The organism is Sphingomonas sp. PP-CC-1A-547, assembly GCF_003610375.1.
Taxonomy (GTDB): Bacteria; Pseudomonadota; Alphaproteobacteria; order Sphingomonadales; family Sphingomonadaceae; genus Sphingomonas.
This window is the reverse complement of the sequence record NZ_RAPZ01000012.1, coordinates 519224-538381: the sequence shown is the minus strand read 5'-3', so window position 1 is coordinate 538381 and position 19158 is coordinate 519224. Positions and strand designations below refer to the sequence as shown.

The following is a 19158-nucleotide window of genomic DNA, read 5'->3' as shown; positions in this document are numbered from 1 at the left end:
ACCAACGCTCCGGACGGCAGCGTGATGATCTCCACCGGCACCGCCGCACCTGCAGATTATGACATGGCAGATCCAGTATTCCGCGCCATTCTCAATACCTCCGTCTCACCTGATCGGCGGATCGGCATCGATGGTCTATATTGCAGCACTTAGGGTGTCATTGCGCATTTAGCCGGAACCGAACCTAGGACGCCTGATGCCTGGGTCCGCGGCCTAGGCATGTCAAAGCCGCCCGTTACCCTCGTAAATACAGCCATATTATCAGCGGGCAGATCCGTCTGTCGAAGGGTTACTTTCTCTGCACAGCCGATCAGGTTTCGACGCCGATTTCATCGCCAAGATCCTTCGCGCAGGCGAATCCCAGAGCTAACGCATAATCGTCGGTGATAAAGTCGGACCATCCTACTCGGGGACGACAGAGGCCGCGTTCAATACGCGAGAGCGTTGCTTCGGTGACATTCCCGAGCATCCATGCCAGAAGGGCTAAACGTAGCGGCCCGCGGGCGCGACGCAGATCGCGCAGTCGTCGACCAATTGCGACGTCGCTCATGTCGCGATCTGCGTCGTCACCGCCTTCGGCGGTCGGCGGCAGAAGCCCCAGCGCATGCTGCAGTGCCAGCTTGCTTTCCGACGATACGGGAGCACCCGCCTCGATTCTCGTCACGGTACGGGGCGCCAAGCCCGCTCTCAACGCTAGCTCGCGCTTCGTCAGACCGAGGCGCGATCTTCCTTTGGCTACGCGGTCGGCAAAGGTGATGCCTGAATCAACTACTGCCGTGCCGCCGGATACCGCGGAACGTACGCGCTTCTCCGCTCTCAACATCATAGCACCCTGCCGAAAATAGTTCGGGCAGATGGCTCAAGCCCAAAAAAAACGACATATCAGACAGGACTTTCTTACACAAGGTCCGAGGAAGCCGACCCTTGTTGCTAGAAGGATGCACCCGTCGAGGCGTGGTCGGGAAGGGTCGGGCATGGAAACAGGATCGATGAAAGAGTGGAGAAGCAAGGAGGTCAGCGCGCTGCAAGCGTCAGCCGGCCCGGCGTCCGGCCAAGCAACCGCCTCAACGATAGCGCACAAGTATCGGCGCGCACTGAAGAACGGCACCGGGGCTCACCTGACGCTGCCCGAACTTCAGTTGCTCGCGCACCTGGGCGCTCTGGATCTCGTGACCCGTGCAGAAAATGAGGAGCTCACGAATTGGCAAGAGATACTAGCCCGTATATCGTCGGGGACCACTGGCTCGACCAACGCCGCGATGGGAAAGCCGCCGGCATCTGGCAGATCGTCGCAAAGTCCGGCGACGGACGATCGATCGTATATAAAAGCACTCGGTCTCGCGACCTAGAGGTCGCCAAGGTAGCGATTCACGCATTCGTCGAGACCAAACGCGCCATGGGGCTTCAGAGCAGCGAGGACGCCGAGGTCCTCCCCCATCTGTTCCTGTACTGGAAGGAACACGGTCGGCACACGCGAGATCCGGACACAATCGCTGGAAGCCTCCGGGCGTTTATCGGCTTCCTTCTACAGGACCCGGTCCGCGCGCGGGTACGGTTCTCGGAACTCACGCGCACCGTCTTCAGGCGCTTCATAAATTGGCGGATGAAGCCCCACTCCTTCACCGTCGACTGGCTAGGGCGAGAGATGCCCCTCGTATCGAAGGGCGTTAAGGGCGAGAGCGCTCAGCGAAACATCGACGACGTTCGAGCCGCCTTGAACCACGCCGTGGAGATGGAGCGGGTACCGTCCGCGCCAAAAGTGCCCAGCGTAGCGAAGGAACATCGCTCGCCTCCGAGAGACGTAAGGATGTCGCTCGATGAGTTGGGCGCCATTGCAGGGTACGCTTCGCAGGTGTCGTCGGACACCGACGACAAGGGCTTTGGCCGGTGGTTCTGGCTCATGATGGGAACCGCTTGCCGTCCGGACGCGGCACTGGCTTTCGATCCGCTCGTGCAGTGGAAAGAAGGACTTGTGGACACTCATCCAGAGGGTGCACCTCGAACAAAGAAGCACAATCCCGTCGTCGCCGCCGCACCCGCACTTGCAGCGATGCTTGACGCCTGGCGCAAACAGAGTCTGGCCGAACGTAAGAATAGCCCGCCGCCAAAATCAAGAGGCAGGGCTTGGCGGACCATGCGACGGGCGTTGGGGCTGCCAGACCAGTACATTCCGAAAACGATCCGCCACACCGTGGCCACAGAACTGCGGCGCAGAGGTGTTCCGGCGGAACAGATTTCGGTCCTGCTCGGTCATCGACCGGCCGATTTGGAACGTATGACCGCCGTCTACGCTAAGTACGATCCACGCTATCTCGCTGAAGCGGTCACCGCGCTTCAATCGCTACTGATAGAGGTAAACCAGAAGGCGAAAAATTGGTCCGCGGGACATCGTGTCGTCAAGATTGGGAACGCGCCGGTAGCAGTCATCGCGGTGGACGTCATCGACCAGCAGCCATCGTAATCATTTTCGAAGGCGGCGACGCGAAATCGAGGTCGCAATCCATGCGACTCATTCCAATCGACGGTCCGTTTGCTGACCATTTGCTGTCCATCGGGAGATTTCCCAGATCGGAGCAGACCCACTATAGTCAGCAAAGTATTGATTTTAGCGGGAATTTTGGTGGGCGATGACGGGCTCGAACCGCCGACATTCTCGGTGTAAACGAGACGCTCTACCAACTGAGCTAATCGCCCCTCTCGGGTGGACGTCCGATGCCAAAGCCGGACGGCCGGGGCAAGCTAAAATCACGGAATGCGGAGGTCGGCGCCTCTTGTAGCCACGATATACCCGCGCATCGCCTCGCTCGCGCGATCGGAAAGCACCATGAAGGCGCGGCGTCGGTCGAGCAGGTCGGGACGGCGTTCGAACAGTCCGGTGTCGGTCATCCGCGCGATCCAACGCAGCGCAGTGGTCGGCGCGACCGCAGCGGCGATGCACAGGCTCGACACTGAGACGCGGCCCCGTTCCAGCTCGGCGGCGTAGAGATCGAGCAGCATGTCCCAGCCGGGATCCTCGAACAATGTCGCGCCGAAGAACTGGTCGCGCAATCGGCGCGCGCGGATCGCCCGACGGACATCCGCCGCGCTCGGCTCGGCCAGGGCGGGCGGTGCGCCGTAGCGATTGGTACGGTCGCCGACGATCGGCGCGGCGGGTGCGTCGCCCTCGATCTCCGCCCGCGTCAGTTTGGCGAGCGCCTCGGCGATCCGCGCGACCTCGGTGTTCAGCCGCTCGAGCCGCGTGCCGTCGGTCTCGCGGTGGAAATCGAACACACCTGCCGGGATACGCGCCGCCTCGGCAGCGACCACGATCGCCGCGACGCAATCGCCGACGCTGGGATCGACCAGCAACCGCGTGCTGCCACCCAGCGTCGCAGCGGCGACAACGTCGATCTCGTCGACGCCTAGGGCGACCACCAGTCCCGCCTGCATAGAGGCCGCCTGATCGACGATTCCGGGCAGGCGTTCGGCCAGTATCGCGGGGTCGACGCCGGCCGCCTCGACGACGATGACCTGCGGCGTCGCATGATCGCCGAAGCCTGCCGGCCAATCGAGTCGGGCAACGATCCGACCGTTCAGCGCGGCGAGTGCAACGGTCAGCCGGTCCGGCGCGCCGGGCGCGACGATGAGGACCGCGTCGATCCCCGTGTCGTAATTCGCCGCGTCGGGCAGGCCGTCCGGTCGGGTCATCAATGTCTCCGCTGTATTGCGGAGACTAACCTGCGTCAGGTGAGGAGTTACACCCGAACTGGATCGAGTTCCGTTCCAGTTGGGAACCCCACGCGAAGAGCTCAGTCGAGCGCCTTGACGATATCTTCCACCATCTTCTTCGCGTCGGCCAGCAACATCATCGTATTGTCGCGGTAGAACAGTTCGTTATCGACGCCTGCATAGCCGACGCCGCCCATCGACCGTTTGATGAACAGCACCGTCTTGGCTTTCTCGACATCAAGCACGGGCATGCCGTAAATCGGCGACGTCTTGTCGGTCTTCGCGGCGGGGTTGGTAACGTCGTTCGCGCCGATCACGAACGCGACGTCGGTCTGCGCGAACTCGCTGTTGATGTCCTCCAGCTCGAACACGTCGTCATACGGCACGTTCGCCTCCGCCAGCAGCACGTTCATGTGCCCCGGCATGCGCCCCGCGACGGGGTGGATCGCGTATTTCACGCGCACCCCCTCGGCCTTCAGCTTGTCGCCCATCTCGCGCAGGACGTGCTGTGCCTGCGCGACCGCCATGCCGTAGCCGGGGACGATGATGACCTGTTCGGCCTGACTCATCAGGAATGCGGCGTCCTCTGCGGAACCGCGCTTCCACGGGCGATCGCTCGCGACCGCGCCGCCACTGGTGTCCGCGACCGCGCCGAAACCGCCCGCGATCACGCTGATGAAGCTGCGGTTCATCGCGCGGCACATGATGTAGCTGAGGATCGCGCCCGAACTGCCGACCAGCGCGCCGGTGATGATCATCGCGCTGTTGTGGAGCGTGAAGCCCATCGCCGCGGCCGCCCAACCCGAGTAACTGTTCAGCATGCTGACTACCACCGGCATGTCCGCGCCGCCAATCGGGACGATCAGCAGGAAGCCAATGACGAAGCTCAGGATCACGATCGTCCAGAAGATCCACGGCTCTTGGTTCGTGACGAAATACGCGATCAACCCGAGGATGCCGGCGAGCAGCGCGATGTTGATGACGTGCCGGCCAGGCAGCATGATCGGCTTGCCGCCCATGTTGCCGTTGAGTTTCAGGAACGCGATGACCGAGCCGGAGAAGGTGATCGCACCGATCGCGACGCCGAGCCCGAGTTCGATCCGGCTGACCGGGTGGATGACGGCGAAGGGCTGGCCGATCAGCGGGATGACGAGGTCGGAGATCCCGAACGCCTGCGGGTTGAGATAGGCCGCGACGCCGACCAGCACCGCGGCGAGACCGACGAGGCTATGGAATGCGGCAACGAGTTGCGGCATCGCGGTCATCGCAATCCGGCGGGCGGTGACGAGGCCGATCGCCGCGCCGACGCCGATCGCCGCAAGGATTTCGACGACCGTGGTCCAGTCGATAGCGCGCACGGCTATCGTAGATCCGGTGTCGGAAACGAGAAGGTGCTGAACGAATGGCACATGTGTCACCAGCGTCGTCACCACCGCAATCGTCATGCCGATGATGCCGAACCGGTTGCCGCGCTGGCTCGATGCGGGGCTCGACAGCCCGCGCAACGCAAGGATAAAGCACACCCCCGCCACCAGATAGGCGAGCGATGCCCAGGGGCTGACCGTCAGTTCATGCATCGCGCGTCCCCTTCACGTCCGCATCGCTCACTTGCTCGCAGCAGGCGCGACCGGCCGTTCCTTTTTCTTGTACATCGCCAGCATCCGCGCGGTGACCGCGAAACCGCCGAAGATGTTGATGCTCGCCAGCACCACCGCCAGCAACCCGAGCGCCTTTGCCACGCCCGATCCGGCGCCGATGCCTGCCGCAGCTGCAGCAATCAGCGCGCCGACGATGATCACCGAAGAGATCGCATTGGTCACCGCCATCAACGGCGTGTGCAGCGCGGGCGTCACCGCCCAGACAACGAAATACCCGACGAAACACGCCAGCACGAAGATCGACAGGATCGCGATAAAGTCCATTGTTCGGTCTCCGATTCTCTCAGGCTGCCGCGCGCGCAGCGGCGGGGATATTGCGTCCCATGTCTTCGGCAGCTTCGATCCAGCAGGCGATCGCATCATAGGCATTGGCCAGAGCGTCCTGCGGCGTATCGCCGTCGGACTTGCACCCAGGGAGTGCCGGGACAACCGCAAAATATCCCCCGCCATCTGAAGGCGACAGCGGCCGGATCACGACTTCATAATCTTGCGGGTTCATCGTTCCGTTCTCCGCACCGCATCGATGAACCTGACGAGATCGCGAATATAAACCGGCTTGATCGGCCGGTGCGCGGGGATCGTTAGGATTTCGACCTGGCTTGTATGCTTCACCTTGTAGTGTGAGCCGTTGCGAGGCGGGCTGCAAGATATCCCCACCTCCGAACACGCGGCGGCGACATCCTGGATCCGCCAGTCCCGCGGGTTGGCCCGCATCGATTCAAGAAGCCGATCGCCACGGGTCACGCTCCCCGGATCATGCCAGCAGCCTTGGGTTCACGATCTTGCCACCCTGCGTCAGCCGGATCGCATCGCCGATCTCGGCATCGAGCACGGGTCGCCCGGCATCCTTGTCCCAGAAGGCGTTGAGGAAATTGAACAGGTTGCGCGAGAACAGCGCGCTGGCGTCCGCCGCCAACCGCGACGGCACGTTGCGGTAACCGACGATCTTCACGCCGTTCACGACGACCACCTCGCCCGCGACCGAGCCCTCGACGTTGCCGCCCTGCTCAACCGCAAGATCGACGATCACAGAGCCAGGCTTCATGCTCGCAACCTGCGCCGCCGAGATCAGCCGCGGTGCGGCACGCCCCGGGATCAGCGCCGTCGTGATGACGATATCCTGCTTGGCGATATGCCCCGAGACGAGCTCGGCCTGCGCCGCCTGGTATTCGGGCGACATCTCGCCGGCATACCCGCCCGTCCCCTCGCCTTCGATTCCCGCAACATTCTCGACGAAGATCGGTTTCGCGCCGAGCGACTGGATCTGCTCGCGAGTCGCCGCGCGCACGTCGGTCGCCGACACCTGAGCCCCAAGACGCCGCGCGGTCGCGATCGCCTGGAGCCCGGCCACGCCGACGCCCATCACGAATGCCTTGGCCGCCGAGATCGTGCCTGCAGCGGTCATCATCATCGGAAACGCGCGGCCATATTCGGCCGCCGCGTCGAGCACCGCCTTGTAGCCCGACAGGTTGGACTGCGACGACAGGATGTCCATCGACTGCGCGCGCGTGATGCGCGGCATGAACTCCATGGCCAGCGCTTCGTAGCCCGCCGCGGCATAAGCCTCGACTCGCGCACGCTCTGCAAAGGGATTGAGGCTGGCGACGATCCACGCCCCAGGCGTCACGCCGTCCAGCGAAGCGGGATCAGGCCCCTGCACGCCGAGCACGATATCCGCCCCCGCCAGCGTCGCCGCACGGTCGCCTACCGACGCGCCCGCATCCGAGTACGCGGCATCGGCGATCGAAGCGGTATCCCCCGCCCCCGCCTCGACGGCGAGCACAGCCCCCAGCGCAATAAACTTTTTCACTGTTTCCGGCGTCGCGGATACCCGCCGCTCGCCGTCCGCTTGCTCTTTCAGGACGGCGATCTTCATGGCGTTACGAGATCAGCCAGATCACGAGCGCGACGACCAGCGCACATCCGACTGCGCCCCATTTCATCATTCCCGTCACGCTCGAATAGGTCGCGACGTGCGCCTTCATGTCCCCGTTGCCGGCCATGGTTCGTGCCCCAATCCTGTCAGTGCCATCCTCTATGGCCGAGACCTTATCGCGCGTATCCAGGATCGCCAAGCAGGACATTTAAGTCGCTCTTTACTTGCGCTAGCTATTGCACGTGCCGGAACGGGACAGGATTCGCCATGACGCGCAATGGCCAGCGCCTATTATTGCTGATCGACGACGAGCCCACGCAGCGGCGGCTGGTGGCCGCCCTCGCGGCGCGAGGCGGCTGGCGCGCGGTCTTCGCGGCGGACGACGAGACCGCGATCGCCACGCTCGGCACGCAGGACGGCATGCAGCTCGACGCGATCGTGATCGATCACTGGGCGCCCGACGAGGATGCGACCACCCTGATCGCGACCCTGCGCGAGCGGCGTCCGGCGCTGCCGATCCTGGTCATCACGGCGAACGGATCGGTCGCGTACGCGGTCAGCGCGATGCGTGCCGGCGCCACCGATTTCCTGGTCAAGCCGCTTGCCCCCGATCGCCTGCTCGCCGCGCTGGACTCGGCGGTGGTCGGCAAATCGTCGGGTGAGCTCCGCCCGCTGACCGAGAAGATCCCCGCCCTGCTCGCCTTCGACGAGATCGTCGGCTCCTCCCCCGATTTCCGCGCCGCCCTCGCGATCGCCGCGAAAGCCGCCCGCGCCCGCGTCGCGATTCTGCTCGAAGGTGAGATCGGCGTCGGCAAGGACGTCATCGCCGAGGCGATCCATGCCGCCTCCCCGCGCGCGAAGAAGCCGATGATCAGCGTCAATTGCGGCGCGATCCCCGCGAACCTGATCGAATCGGAAGTGTTCGGTCACGAGAAGGGCGCGTTCACCGGCGCGTTCGAGCGCAAGATCGGCCGGTTCCACGACGCCGACGGCGGCACGCTGTTCCTCGACGAGGTCGGCGAGATGCCGCTCGAGGCACAGGCTAAGCTGTTGCACGTCCTGCAAACCGGCGAAGTCCTCGCGATCGGTGCCCGCCACCCGCGCGAAGTCGACGTCCGCGTGATCGCCGCGACCAATACCAAACTGCTGGATGAGGTCGAGGCGGGGCGTTTCCGCGAGGACCTGTACTACCGTCTCAACGCCGTCCAGGTGACGATCCCCCCTTTACGCGAACGCACCGGCGACATCCCCGCGCTCGCCCGCCACCTGCTCGCGCGGATCGCCGAGCAGCCGGGGTTGCGACCGCTCGGCATCACCGATTCCGCGCTCGCTCTGCTGGTCCAGTACGACTGGCCCGGCAACGTCCGCCAGTTGCAGAACGCGCTCTTCCGCGCCGCCGTGCTGTGCGAGGATACCGCGCTGACCGAAGAGGATTTCCCCGAGATCGCCGCGCTAGGCACACGCGAGCGGCCATCCGCGCCGGCAGCGATCGGCGGCGGCGGCGTCACGCTGTTCCGCCCCGACGGCAACCTCCGCGCGCTCGAGGAGATCGAAGCCGACGTCATCCGCCTCGCGATCGGCCACTACCGCGGCCGCATGACCGAAGTCGCCCGCCGCCTCGGCATCGGCCGCTCGACGCTGTACCGCAAGCTCGGCGAACTCGGGATCGACAACGCGGCGTGATTAAGCGGCTGGGTTGGGAAGGTTAGCGGACAGACCGCTTTGCCTAGCGCAGTTGAGGTTTGAGCTACAGCTCTACAGGTCATTCTTTAATTTGCGCGGCCACGCGGGATCGTAATCGGCCGGCTTCAAACGGCGGATTGCTAGCCACAGCCCGATTAGAAGTAGATCGATGGCGAGCATTCGTGGTGAACGTTCGACCCACCATTCAAGGGTCACAATGATGAAAACGGCCAGCGTCAGTATTTTGGCTACTGCCCAAGCAGGCACATATTCCATCTCTTCATATTCAGGTTTTGCCGACACAGAACTACCCTTCAACCTCTCCACCGGCACGCTACCGGCTGATACGTTAAATTGAATGAACGACCGGTTGTAGGCAGATCGTAAGCAGCGCGGAGTGTCTGCAATTGGGCTAAAACGGTCGGCTTGATTTCGGAGCAGCTACAAAAGCTGACAAGCACGGTATTCAAGGCCGTGAGTAAGGAACGCCTGTCTTGTAGCGGATCGAAGCCCCCTTCGCGTCGAGCACGCGCTTGAATACACGAGCTCTTGAATCGTAGGCGACGGACAATTGGCCGGGTGCCGTCCAGACGACCTTCACCCAAATCGCGCCTCCTGGACGCTCCGCCGCCGCCCCGTGGTTGCTGTCTGCGACAAAAACCTCCGATGCAGCCGATTGTAGCTCGCTTGCGCGACCGATCCGCACGATGGTCGCATAGTCCGTCGTGGCACCACAATCCCGCGTCGCCGTGACTGCATAACGATCGCTCCCGATATCACGCGCGACGTGTGTCACATCGGAGGAACAGAGCGGCTCCGCCCCACACCCGGCCAAGCTCACAGTCGCGAAGCACCACGGGCGCGCCATCTTCATCGTCGCAACCTGAACAAGCGGCAGCTTTGGCGCAAGCGAAGTCGAACGACGCTGATCGGCACTACGAAGCGGCGTCCGAACGACCGCGTTACTTACCCCCGCACCCGTTCGATCAGCGCCATTGCCGCATGGGGTGCGCGAACCTTCGCGCCGTTGATGAAGAATATGAACGTTTCCCGCGGCGTCTTCGTCGGCACGGCGTCCTCGACATAGGGTAGACCGTCAGGTTGTCCGCCCGCCGCCCAGGTCTTCGCCTTGTCCGCCCATTCGTCCAGCGCGGTCGGGGCGTAGCCTGCGACGAAGCGCTCCTCGGCGTCCTCCAGTCGCGCATAGACGAAGTCGCCGGTGACGTCCGCGATCGCTGGGTATTCCGCCGACTGAGCGAAGACGATCGCGATGCCTGCATCTCGGCACATTGCAATGAACTCGGGAACCGCGAAACTCTCGTGACGGACCTGGATCGCATGGCGCAGCGCGAGTCCGTCCTGCTTGGCCGGCAACAGCTTCAGGAACGCGGCGAAATCGTCGGCGTCGAATTTCTTGGTGGCCATGAACTGCCACAGGATCGGCCCGAGCCGGTCGCCGAGCTCGACGATCCCCTGCCCGGTGAACTTGGCGATCGACTCCCCCGCCTCGGCCAGCACCTTCCGGTTGGTGCAGTAGCGCGATGCCTTGAGCGAAAAGACGAACCCGTCGGTCACCGCCTTCGCCCAGGATGCGAACGTCGCGGGCTTCTGGCTGCCATAATAGGTGCCGTTGATTTCGATCGCGGTGACGTGCTCGGCGGCATAATCGAGCTCGCGCTTCTGCGGCCATTTCTCCGGATAGAAGGTCCCGCGCCACGGCTCGTAGGTCCAGCCGCCAATACCGATTCTGATCGTCATGGGCGCGAGTGTAGCGCGCGGGAGAAGCGCTTGGCGATGCCCTATTCGGTGATGACGCCACGCAGCCCCGGCAGGTCGAGAATACGGACCTGCGCATAGGCGACCGCGACCAGGCCATCGCGCTCGAACCGCTTCAGATGCCGGTTGAGCGTCTGGCGCGCGATGCCGACCACGCCGGCTAGTTCCTCCTGCCGGATCGTGATGCGACCATCCCCCGCCTGCGACGCGCGCATCAGCGCCTGCGCCAGTCGCACCCGGATCGACTGCCCCACGCTCTGCGCGATGAACCGCAAGGCGGTGCGTTGGTGCGCGCACACGAGCAGGCCGAGATCGCGGTAGAGCTCCGGGTCCGCCGCCGCCGCCCGTGCGAACGCCGCCACTGGTACATGCAGCAGTCGCGCGACGCCGAACGCCGTCGCGTCGTGTGGCCTGGGATGCCCGTCCAGCGTCGACAATTCCCCGAACCACGTTCCCGGCCGCACGATCAGCGCGAGCAGTTCGGCACCATTCGCGGACAAGCCCTTCAACCGGACCTGCCCGTCCAGAACCGCCCACAACCCGTTCGGCGGATCGCCCGAGCCGTAGATCCGCGCGCCGTTCTCCAACACCTCGACTCGTGCCTCCTGCAACAGGCGCTCGCGACGGCCCGCTGGTATCGCGCCGAACCAGCTATCGGCCGCCAATATCGCGTGATCCGGATCGTGCATCGCTAAAGGCTACGCGAAATTTCGAGATTGTCATCATCGAGACAAAGTTTGTCGAAGGCCGGTCGTACAAGGGGCCAAACATAAGGAGGCGGATGATGGCAACGGCACTGAAGGCGATGGAACCGACGGCGGCGGCAACGACGATCAAGGACCAGGTATCGGCCGAGGAATGGGCGCTGCGCGTCGATCTCGCCGCCGCGTACCGACTGGTCGCGCTGTACGGCTGGGACGATCTGATCTTCACGCATCTGTCCGCGCGCGTCCCCGGCCCCGAGCATCATTTCCTGATCAACCCGTACACGCACATGTTCGAGGAGATCACCGCATCGTCGCTGGTCAAGATCGACGTGGACGGCAACAAGGTCATGGACACCCCCGCCCCGGTCAACCGCGCGGGCTTCGTGATCCACTCGGCGGTCCACGCCGCGCGCCACGATGCGGTGGCGGTGCTGCATCTCCACACGCCGCACGGCCAGGCGGTGTCGGCGATGGCCGAAGGGCTGCTCCCGCATACGCAGACGGCGATGATCGCCGGGCACGACGTCGCCTATCACGACTTCGAGGGCATCGCGACCGAACTGGAGGAGCGCGAGCGGCTGGTGCAGGATCTCGGCACCAAGAATGCGATGATCCTGCGCAACCATGGCACGCTGACGGTGGGCGAGTCGGTTCCGCAGGCGTTCCTGCGGATGTATTTCCTCGAACGCGCCTGCGAGGCACAGGTCCTGATGCTCAGCGCCGGTCGCGAGAATCTGAACAACCCGAACCAGGGCGTCGCGGAAAAGGTCGAGGGGCAATCGAGCGGTGCAGGCATCCGTATGCTCGCCGACGGGCTCGCCTGGCCGGCGTTGCTGCGCAAGCTCGACCGGGTCAATCCGGGCTATCGGGACTGATCGCGACCAGCTTCGGAGGGCAACGCATGCCGCATTACGGCGATTACCAGAACGAAATCTATTTCGCCGGGCTCGCCGGGGTCGTCCCGAAGGTCCCGGTCGATTTCGCATCGCTCGAGGCTCGGGCGGCAGCGGCCTTGCCACCGTCGGTACTCGGCTATCTGCAAGGTGGGTGCAGCGACGAGTTCACACAACGCCAGAATGCCGACGCGTTCCGGCAATGGGGCATGACGCCGCGGATGATGGTCGATGCCACGCGCCGCGACCTGTCGATCGACCTGTTCGGGATGACGCTGCCCAGCCCGATCTTCATGAGCCCGGTCGGGATCAACGGCCGCTGCACGCAGGATGGCCACGGCGATCTCGCCGCCGCGCGGGCGGCCGCGCTGACCGGCGTTCCGCTGATCCAGTCGACGCTGTCGAACGATCCGCTCGAGGACGTCGCCGCGGCGATGGGCGACACGCCCGGCTTCTTCCAGCTCTACACGCCCAAGGACAAGCCGCTCGCCGAAAGCCTCGTCCACCGTGCCGAGGCGGCCGGATACAAGGCGATCGTCGTCACGCTCGACACATGGGTGACCGGCTGGCGCCCGCGCGACCTGAACGTCGCGAACTTTCCGCAACTGCGCGGCCATGTGCTGGAGAATTACTTCAGCGACCCGGTCTTCCGCGCGATGCTTGCCAAGCCCCCGCGCGAGGATTTGCCCGCGGCGGTGCGGCAATGGGCCGGGACGTTCGGCAAGGTGCTGACGTGGGACGACATGCCGTGGCTGCGGTCGATGACCAAGCTGCCGATCGTCCTGAAGGGGATCTGCCATCCCGACGACGCGCGGCGCGCGATCGATCTGGGGGCGGACGCGATCTATTGCTCGAACCACGGCGGTCGCCAGGCGAATGGCGGGATCGCCGCGATCGACATGCTGCCCGCGGTGGTCGCGGCGAGCGGGGCCGTGCCGGTGCTGTTCGACTCCGGCGTTCGGTCAGGGAGCGACGTGGTCAAGGCACTCGCACTCGGCGCTACCGCGGTCGGGATCGGTCGGCCTTACACGTACGGCTTGACGCTCGACGGCGCGAACGGTGCGGCGCATGTGCTGAAGTGCATCCTCGCCGAAGCCGACCTACTGATGGCGGTGAACGGCTACCCGACGCTTGCCGCCGTCCGGGACGCCGGCGCGACGCGGACGGGGTACTGAAACGAGACGATCAGGCGGCGGTCTCGTCGAGCCGGCGGGCTTCCTCGACCAGCATAACCGGCACGCCATCGCGGATCGGGTAAGCGAGCCCGGCAGCGTCCGAAATTAGTTCCTGCGCGGCCTCGTCATAGCGAAGCGGCGTGCGCGTCATCGGGCAGACGAGGCGTTCGAGCAGCCACGGATCGAGCGCGCTCACTGCAACGTCACCGATTCGTCGCCGTCGTGCCGCCCAAAGAACTGCATCAGCTGGATAATCAGTTCGGCGCGCTGCTCGATATCCCGCGCCTCGAGCAACGCCTGCTTCGCCGCCGCATCGAACGGTGCGATCTGCGCGATGCCGTTGACCAGGCTCTCGTCGTCGAGCCGTCCGACCGCATCCCAATCCACCGCATAGCCCTGCATGTCGGCGAAACGACGCGACTCCAGTTCCAGCGACGAGCGCCGGCCAAGCGACAACGTGTCGTCATCGATCAACGGCAGCAACTCCGCCTCGACCTGGCGGAACGCGGTCGTCACGTCCAACTCGCGGACGATCCGGAACAGCGCGATGCCCTCCAGCACGACGTTATACCGCCCGTCGTCGAGCGCCTCGACCTCGGCGATCTTGCCGACGCAGCCGATGTCGTACAGCGCGTCTTCATCGTCGTTTGGCCCGCCCCTCGGCTGGATCATCCCGATCCGCCGGTCGCGCGCCATCGCATCGCTGATCATCGCCCGATAGCGCGGCTCGAACATGTGCAGCGGCAGGTGCATGCCGGGGAACAGCAGCGCCCCCGGCAGCGGGAAGATCGACAGTCGCGTGGTGGCGCGCGGGGGGGCGGACTCGGTGGTCATCCGAACAGGATCGCAGACAGGCGGCGGCGCTGTCCAGACACCCACGGGTCTTCGAGCCCGACGACCTCGAACAGTTTCAGCAACTGCGTCCGCGCCGCGCCCTCGTTCCAGTCGCGCTCGGTGGCGATGATGCCGAGGAACGTGTCGGCTGCGGCATCACGGTCGTTCGCTGCCATCTGGCCATTGGCGAGCGCAAACCGGGCATGCAAGTCGTCGGGGTTCGCTTCGACAGCAGCGAGCAGCGGCGACAAATCCTCGACCGGCGGCGCCGACTGCGCGAGTGCGAGCGCCGCCTGTGCGCGCGTAATCGCCGGGTCCTTGGCGATCGCCGGATCGAGGTTCGCCAGCCAGTCCGTCGCTTCGTCGAGCTGCCCGGTCGCGACCAGCGCGCGGACGAACCCGGCATGGACCTGCGGATGCTCGGGTGCGATCTCGGCGATCTCGCGGAAGATCCCCAGCGCGCGCTCGCCGTCATTGGCTGCGAGCGCCTCTTCGCCGATCGCGATCAACGGCTCGACGTCGGGCAACGCGTCGGTTGCGCCGGCTTCGATCGGCAACTGCTTGAGCAACTGGTCGAGGATCACGCGCAGCTGCGATTCGGTGCGCGCGCTGGTCATGTCGGCGACCAGCTGGCCCTGGAACATCGCATAGACGGTCGGGATCGACTTGATCTGGAATTGCGCGGCGATGAACTGGTTCTTGTCGGTATCGACCTTCGCCAGCACGACTCCTTTGTCGGCATAATCGGCGGCGACCTTCTCCAGCGTCGGCGTCAGCGCCTTGCACGGCCCGCACCATTCCGCCCAGAAATCGATGATCACGAGGCTCGTCATCGACGGTTCGACGACATCGCGACGGAACGCCTCGACGGCGTCCTTCTCCGCGGGGGACATTCCAAGCGTGGCCAAGTTCAACTCCCGTGTAATCCAGACGCGCTATCTGGGGCGCGTCCGCGGCGAATGCCACCTTTAGGATGGATGGGCATGCACGACAAACGTGCCTTGGCATTCGGCTGGCGGCGTAGAGGCCTCATTTGTCTTGCTTGCGGTTGCGACATCCATGGGTGCGCATGGGCATAGATACGGCCTTCGAGACGGTGCCCCCCGAATTGGCCAGCATTTCCATCTTCAGACAAGCCACCTCCCCGGCGAAGGCCGGGGTCCAGTTGGAAAGGTCGCAGTTACGGAGCGAAGCCTCCATCAGCAGCGTTTCCCAACTGGACCCCGGCCTCCGCCGGGGAGGGGCCTCTATTCTGAGGGGGTAGGCGCCAAACCGGTCCGGGTGACAGAGCGTTCGGCGATGTTGGGCACCACACCAACAAGCGCCGATAAACCTCAATGAAAGTCACGCGATTTGGGGAGAACACGCACATCCCGAGGATGAGTCGCCCGCGGATGATGCGCGCGCGCATCCGGACTCCGCGTCAGGACCGGCCGGATCACCTCGTCCACCCGCGCGAGCGGCGGCTCCAGCGCGTGATCCTCCGACAACAGCCGCAACATCTCGGTGCGGTCCTGCACCCGCGAGGTCATCAGGTGCGTCACGCCTTCCTCGCTACGCTGGATCACGCCTTCCAGCACCATCAGCCGCGACGCCATCACCGCGCGGCGGTTCGCCTCGAAATCACGCGCCCACATCAACCCGTTGGTGATCCCGGTCTCGTCCTCGATCGTCACGAAGATCGCATTGCCCTTGCCCGGCCGCTGGCGGACCAGCACCACGCCCGCCACCTTCGCACGCCGCCCGTCCTTGGTCGCGTTTGCCTGTGCGCTCGACAGGATACCTTCAGCCGCAAAACGCGCGCGGAGGAACTGCATCGGATGCGCCTTCAACGACAGCCGCGTCGTCTGGTAATCCGCCGCAACCTGTTCGGACAGCGGCATCGCCGGCAGATGCACGTCGGGCTCCGCGCCAAGCTCGGGCACCTCTGCCGCCGCAAACAGCGCAAGCTGCTTGGGCGGCGTCCGGCGTACGTCCCACAAAGCCTCGCGCCGTTCCTTCGCGACAGAACGAAACGCATCCGCATCGGCCAGCAGGTTCATCGCCCGCTGCGGCAGGTTCGCCCGCCGCGCCAGATCCTCGATACTAGCAAACGGCGTGGTCCGAACGCGAACGATCTCGTCGGCCCAATCCTTCCGAAACCCATCCACCTGCCGAAACCCAAGCCGCAAATCCTCCCCGGCACGGGGGGGGGGACCATCCGCAGGATGGTGGAGGGGGGGCGCCGCAGACGCTCCGCCTGGAAGGGTGGTGCTCCCATCCGCGCCGCCCGTAACAGGATCACCCGCCAGCGATACGTCCGCGGAAGCCCCCCTCCACCCCGCTTCGCGCGGTCCCCCTCCCCGTACCGGGGAGGATAGGCTGCTATCCCACCCACTCGCATTCACATCGACCGGCAGCACCGTCACCCCGTGCTCGACCGCATCGCGCACCAACTGCGCCGGCGCATAAAACCCCATCGGCTGCGAATTGAGCAACGCACAACAGAACACCGCCGGATGGAAGCATTTGATCCACGACGACACATACACCAGCCGCGCGAACGACAGGGCGTGGCTCTCGGGGAACCCGTACGACCCAAACCCCTCGATCTGCTTGAAACAGCGCTCCGCGAACTCGGCCTTGTACCCCCGGCCGACCATCCCGCCGATCAGCTTGGCGTGGAAATTGTCCATGCCGCCGACCTTGCGGAACGTCGCCATCGACTTGCGCAATTGGTTCGCCTCGTTCGGCGTGAACCCGGCCGCGACGATCGCCAGCTTCATCGCCTGTTCCTGGAACAGCGGCACGCCATAGGTGAAGCGGAGCAGTTGCTTGAGTTCGTCGGCCGGCCCGAACTTCGGATCGGGCGAGGGGTATTCGGCCACCTCCTTGCCGCTGCGTCGCCGCAGATACGGATGCACCATGTCGCCCTCGATCGGCCCCGGCCGGACGATCGCGACCTGCACCACCAGATCGTACAGCTCGCGGGGACGCAACCGCGGCAGCATGTTGATCTGCGCCCGACTCTCGACCTGGAACACGCCGATACTGTCGCCCTTGCAGAGCATGTCGTAAACTCGTGGGTCCTCGGCCACCGCGATCGTATCGAGCAGGTGATCGCCGAGCCCGTGAAGACGCATCAGGTCGAAGCTCTTGCGGATGCACGTCAGCATCCCGAGCGCGAGGATATCGACCTTCATCAGCCCGAGCGCGTCGATATCGTCCTTGTCCCATTCGATGAAGGTGCGCTCCTCCATCGCGCCGTTATGGATCGGCACCATCTCGTCGAGCCGCCCCTGCGTGAGCACGAACCCGCCGACATGCTGCGACAGATGGCGTGGAAATTCGAGCAGCCGGTCGACCATCTCGCGCAGCCGCGCGATTTCCGGATTGTCGACGTCGAAGCCCGTTTCGGCAAAGCGCTGTTCCTGGAACCGGCTCGAGAAACTGCCCCACACCGTGCTCGTCAGACGCTGCGTCACGTCCTCGGTCAGGCCGAGCGCCTTGCCGACCTCGCGCACCGTGCTCTTGGGCCGATAATGGATGACGGTCGCGGCGATCGCGGCGCGGTCGCGGCCATAGCGGCGATAGATATACTGCATCACCTCCTCGCGCCGCTCATGCTCGAAATCGACATCGATATCCGGCGGCTCGTCGCGCTCGCTCGACACGAACCGCGAGAACAGCAGGTCGTATTTCATCGGATCGACCGACGTGACGCCGAGCAGGTAACACACCACTGAATTGGCCGCAGACCCGCGCCCCTGGCATAGGATCGGCGGATCCTGCGCCCGCGCAAACCGGACGATGTCGTGCACGGTCAGGAAATAATAGGCGTATTTGCGCTCGCGAATGAGTTCGAATTCTTCATGCAAAAGCGCCCGCATCTTCTCCGGCACGCGGTAGTCGTAGCGCTCCAGGGCGATTTGCCAGACGTAATGCTCAAGCCAATCCTGTGCCTTCCAGCCGGCCGGGATGGGTTCGTGCGGATATTCGTATTTGAGATCGTCGAGCGAGAACGCGATCCGCGACAGCAACCGCGGGCTCTGCGCCACGGCGTCAGGGCGGTCGCGGAACAACCGGGCGATCTCCTCTTCCGGCTTCAGATGCCGCTCGCCGTTCGCGGCCAGCAAACGCCCAGCCTTGTGGATCGTGGTGCGCTCGCGAATGCAGGTGACGACATCGTGCAGGTCGCGGTCGTCGGGGTAGGCATAGAGCGCATCGGTCGTCGCGAGGACCAGAACGCCCGCCGCATCGGCAGTCCGCGCGAGCCGTGCCAGCCGCCGCCGGTCACGACCGCCACGCGGCATCGTCACGCCCAGCCAGACCGAATCGGCCCCCAGTCGCTTCACCGCCTTGAGGATCGTCGACAGATCGCGTTTGCGCCGTTCGGGTAGGGCGTCGCCGTCGGGTAAAGGCGATACCGGAACGGCCCCTCTCGCACTGCTTTCTGGCAGGACCACCAGCATCATGTCTGCGTGATACGCGATCAGGTCGCCTAACCCGAGGATGCAGCCGCCCTTTTCGGCGCGCCTGTTGCCGACCGTCAGTAATCGGGTCAGTTGTCCCCACCCGCGCCGTGTCGCGGGGTAGGCGACGATGTCGGGTGTACCGTCTTCGAACACCAGCCGCGCACCGACCACCAGTCGGAAATCGATCGGCGGCATCGCCATGCCGAGCAGGCCGTCGCGTGCCTTCTTCAACGCCTGGTGCGCGCGGACCACCCCCGCAACGGTGTTGCGATCGGCGATGCCGATGCCGCCAAGCCCCAGCTCCACCGCGCGCCCGACCATCGCACCCGCATCGCTCGCCCCGTCGAGGAACGAGAAATTGGTAGCGGCGACGAGCTCGGCGAACCCGGTCATG

At 64.7% G+C, this 19158-nt stretch carries 18 protein-coding genes and 1 tRNA gene; 4 read left to right on the top strand and 15 right to left on the bottom strand.

Annotation, left to right across the window (positions count from 1 at the left end; translation table 11 throughout):
- Positions 1-310: 310 nt before the first annotated feature.
- The gene (locus C8J39_RS13520; RefSeq protein ID WP_165895194.1) at positions 311-823 is read right to left on the bottom strand and encodes a helix-turn-helix transcriptional regulator; all 513 of its coding nucleotides are present in this window, start codon (positions 821-823) and stop codon (positions 311-313) included.
- Positions 824-1201: 378 nt separating this feature from the next.
- Here C8J39_RS13520 and C8J39_RS13515 point away from each other — a divergent pair, with 378 nt between their 5' ends.
- Positions 1202-2461 (top strand): tyrosine-type recombinase/integrase, encoded by a 1260-nt coding sequence (locus tag C8J39_RS13515; RefSeq protein ID WP_120300900.1) that lies wholly within the window; start codon positions 1202-1204, stop codon positions 2459-2461.
- A 157-nt stretch (positions 2462-2618) separates the two neighbouring features.
- On the opposite strand, the gene C8J39_RS13510 is transcribed toward C8J39_RS13515, so the two are convergent.
- From C8J39_RS13510 to C8J39_RS13475, 7 genes are all read right to left on the bottom strand, one after another.
- Positions 2619-2694 (bottom strand) — tRNA-Val (locus C8J39_RS13510).
- 51 nt (positions 2695-2745) lie between these two features.
- Positions 2746-3687 (bottom strand): hypothetical protein, encoded by a 942-nt coding sequence (locus tag C8J39_RS13505; RefSeq protein WP_120300899.1) that lies wholly within the window; start codon positions 3685-3687, stop codon positions 2746-2748.
- Positions 3688-3788: 101 nt separating this feature from the next.
- Complete coding sequence (locus C8J39_RS13500; RefSeq protein WP_120300898.1) at positions 3789-5285, bottom strand: NAD(P)(+) transhydrogenase (Re/Si-specific) subunit beta; 1497 nt, start codon at positions 5283-5285, stop codon at positions 3789-3791.
- 27 nt (positions 5286-5312) lie between these two features.
- Positions 5313-5630 (bottom strand): NAD(P) transhydrogenase subunit alpha, encoded by a 318-nt coding sequence (locus tag C8J39_RS13495; protein ID WP_056064542.1) that lies wholly within the window; start codon positions 5628-5630, stop codon positions 5313-5315.
- A gap of 19 nt (positions 5631-5649) precedes the next feature.
- Entirely contained in the window at positions 5650-5865 is a 216-nt protein-coding gene (locus C8J39_RS13490; protein ID WP_120300897.1) for a type II toxin-antitoxin system HicB family antitoxin, read from the bottom strand.
- A gap of 255 nt (positions 5866-6120) precedes the next feature.
- Positions 6121-7242 (bottom strand): NAD(P) transhydrogenase subunit alpha, encoded by a 1122-nt coding sequence (locus tag C8J39_RS13480; RefSeq protein WP_120300895.1) that lies wholly within the window; start codon positions 7240-7242, stop codon positions 6121-6123.
- A gap of 4 nt (positions 7243-7246) precedes the next feature.
- Positions 7247-7369: an aa3-type cytochrome c oxidase subunit IV gene (locus C8J39_RS13475; RefSeq protein WP_082441508.1), complete on the bottom strand. Its 123-nt coding sequence runs from the start codon at positions 7367-7369 to the stop codon at positions 7247-7249.
- Between the two features lie 140 nt (positions 7370-7509).
- On the opposite strand from C8J39_RS13475, the gene C8J39_RS13470 reads away from it, so the two are divergent.
- Positions 7510-8925 (top strand): sigma-54 dependent transcriptional regulator, encoded by a 1416-nt coding sequence (locus tag C8J39_RS13470; protein ID WP_120300894.1) that lies wholly within the window; start codon positions 7510-7512, stop codon positions 8923-8925.
- Positions 8926-8997: 72 nt separating this feature from the next.
- On the opposite strand, the gene C8J39_RS18530 is transcribed toward C8J39_RS13470, so the two are convergent.
- From C8J39_RS18530 to C8J39_RS13460, 3 genes are all read right to left on the bottom strand, one after another.
- The gene (locus tag C8J39_RS18530; RefSeq protein ID WP_132833433.1) at positions 8998-9228 is read right to left on the bottom strand and encodes a hypothetical protein; all 231 of its coding nucleotides are present in this window, start codon (positions 9226-9228) and stop codon (positions 8998-9000) included.
- 663 nt (positions 9229-9891) lie between these two features.
- Positions 9892-10683, bottom strand: a complete 792-nt coding sequence (locus tag C8J39_RS13465) for a DUF72 domain-containing protein (RefSeq protein ID WP_120300893.1) — start codon at positions 10681-10683, stop codon at positions 9892-9894.
- Positions 10684-10724: 41 nt separating this feature from the next.
- Entirely contained in the window at positions 10725-11390 is a 666-nt protein-coding gene (locus C8J39_RS13460; protein WP_120300892.1) for a Crp/Fnr family transcriptional regulator, read from the bottom strand.
- Positions 11391-11485: 95 nt separating this feature from the next.
- Here C8J39_RS13460 and C8J39_RS13455 point away from each other — a divergent pair, with 95 nt between their 5' ends.
- Positions 11486-12283 carry a class II aldolase/adducin family protein gene (locus tag C8J39_RS13455; RefSeq protein WP_120300972.1) on the top strand — a complete coding sequence of 266 codons (798 nt, stop codon included), beginning with the start codon at positions 11486-11488 and terminating at the stop codon, positions 12281-12283.
- Between the two features lie 26 nt (positions 12284-12309).
- Positions 12310-13476, top strand: coding sequence for an alpha-hydroxy-acid oxidizing protein (locus C8J39_RS13450; protein WP_120300891.1), 1167 nt, complete (start codon positions 12310-12312; stop codon positions 13474-13476).
- A 10-nt stretch (positions 13477-13486) separates the two neighbouring features.
- Here C8J39_RS13450 and C8J39_RS13445 read toward each other — a convergent pair whose 3' ends face one another.
- The 4 genes from C8J39_RS13445 to C8J39_RS13425 all read right to left on the bottom strand — a co-directional run bounded on the left by C8J39_RS13445 (position 13487) and on the right by C8J39_RS13425 (position 19157).
- Positions 13487-13672: a Trm112 family protein gene (locus C8J39_RS13445; RefSeq protein ID WP_056064514.1), complete on the bottom strand. Its 186-nt coding sequence runs from the start codon at positions 13670-13672 to the stop codon at positions 13487-13489.
- A complete protein-coding gene (locus C8J39_RS13440) occupies positions 13669-14310 on the bottom strand; it encodes an LON peptidase substrate-binding domain-containing protein (RefSeq protein ID WP_120300890.1) in 642 nt (213 codons plus the stop codon). Before C8J39_RS13440 ends, C8J39_RS13445 begins: the two co-directional genes overlap by 4 nt.
- Positions 14307-15203, bottom strand: coding sequence for a tetratricopeptide repeat protein (locus C8J39_RS13435; RefSeq protein ID WP_120300889.1), 897 nt, complete (start codon positions 15201-15203; stop codon positions 14307-14309). The genes C8J39_RS13440 and C8J39_RS13435 overlap by 4 nt, the downstream gene beginning before the upstream one ends.
- A gap of 441 nt (positions 15204-15644) precedes the next feature.
- Complete coding sequence (locus C8J39_RS13425) at positions 15645-19157, bottom strand: error-prone DNA polymerase (protein ID WP_120300887.1); 3513 nt, start codon at positions 19155-19157, stop codon at positions 15645-15647.
- Position 19158: the final 1 nt, after the last annotated feature.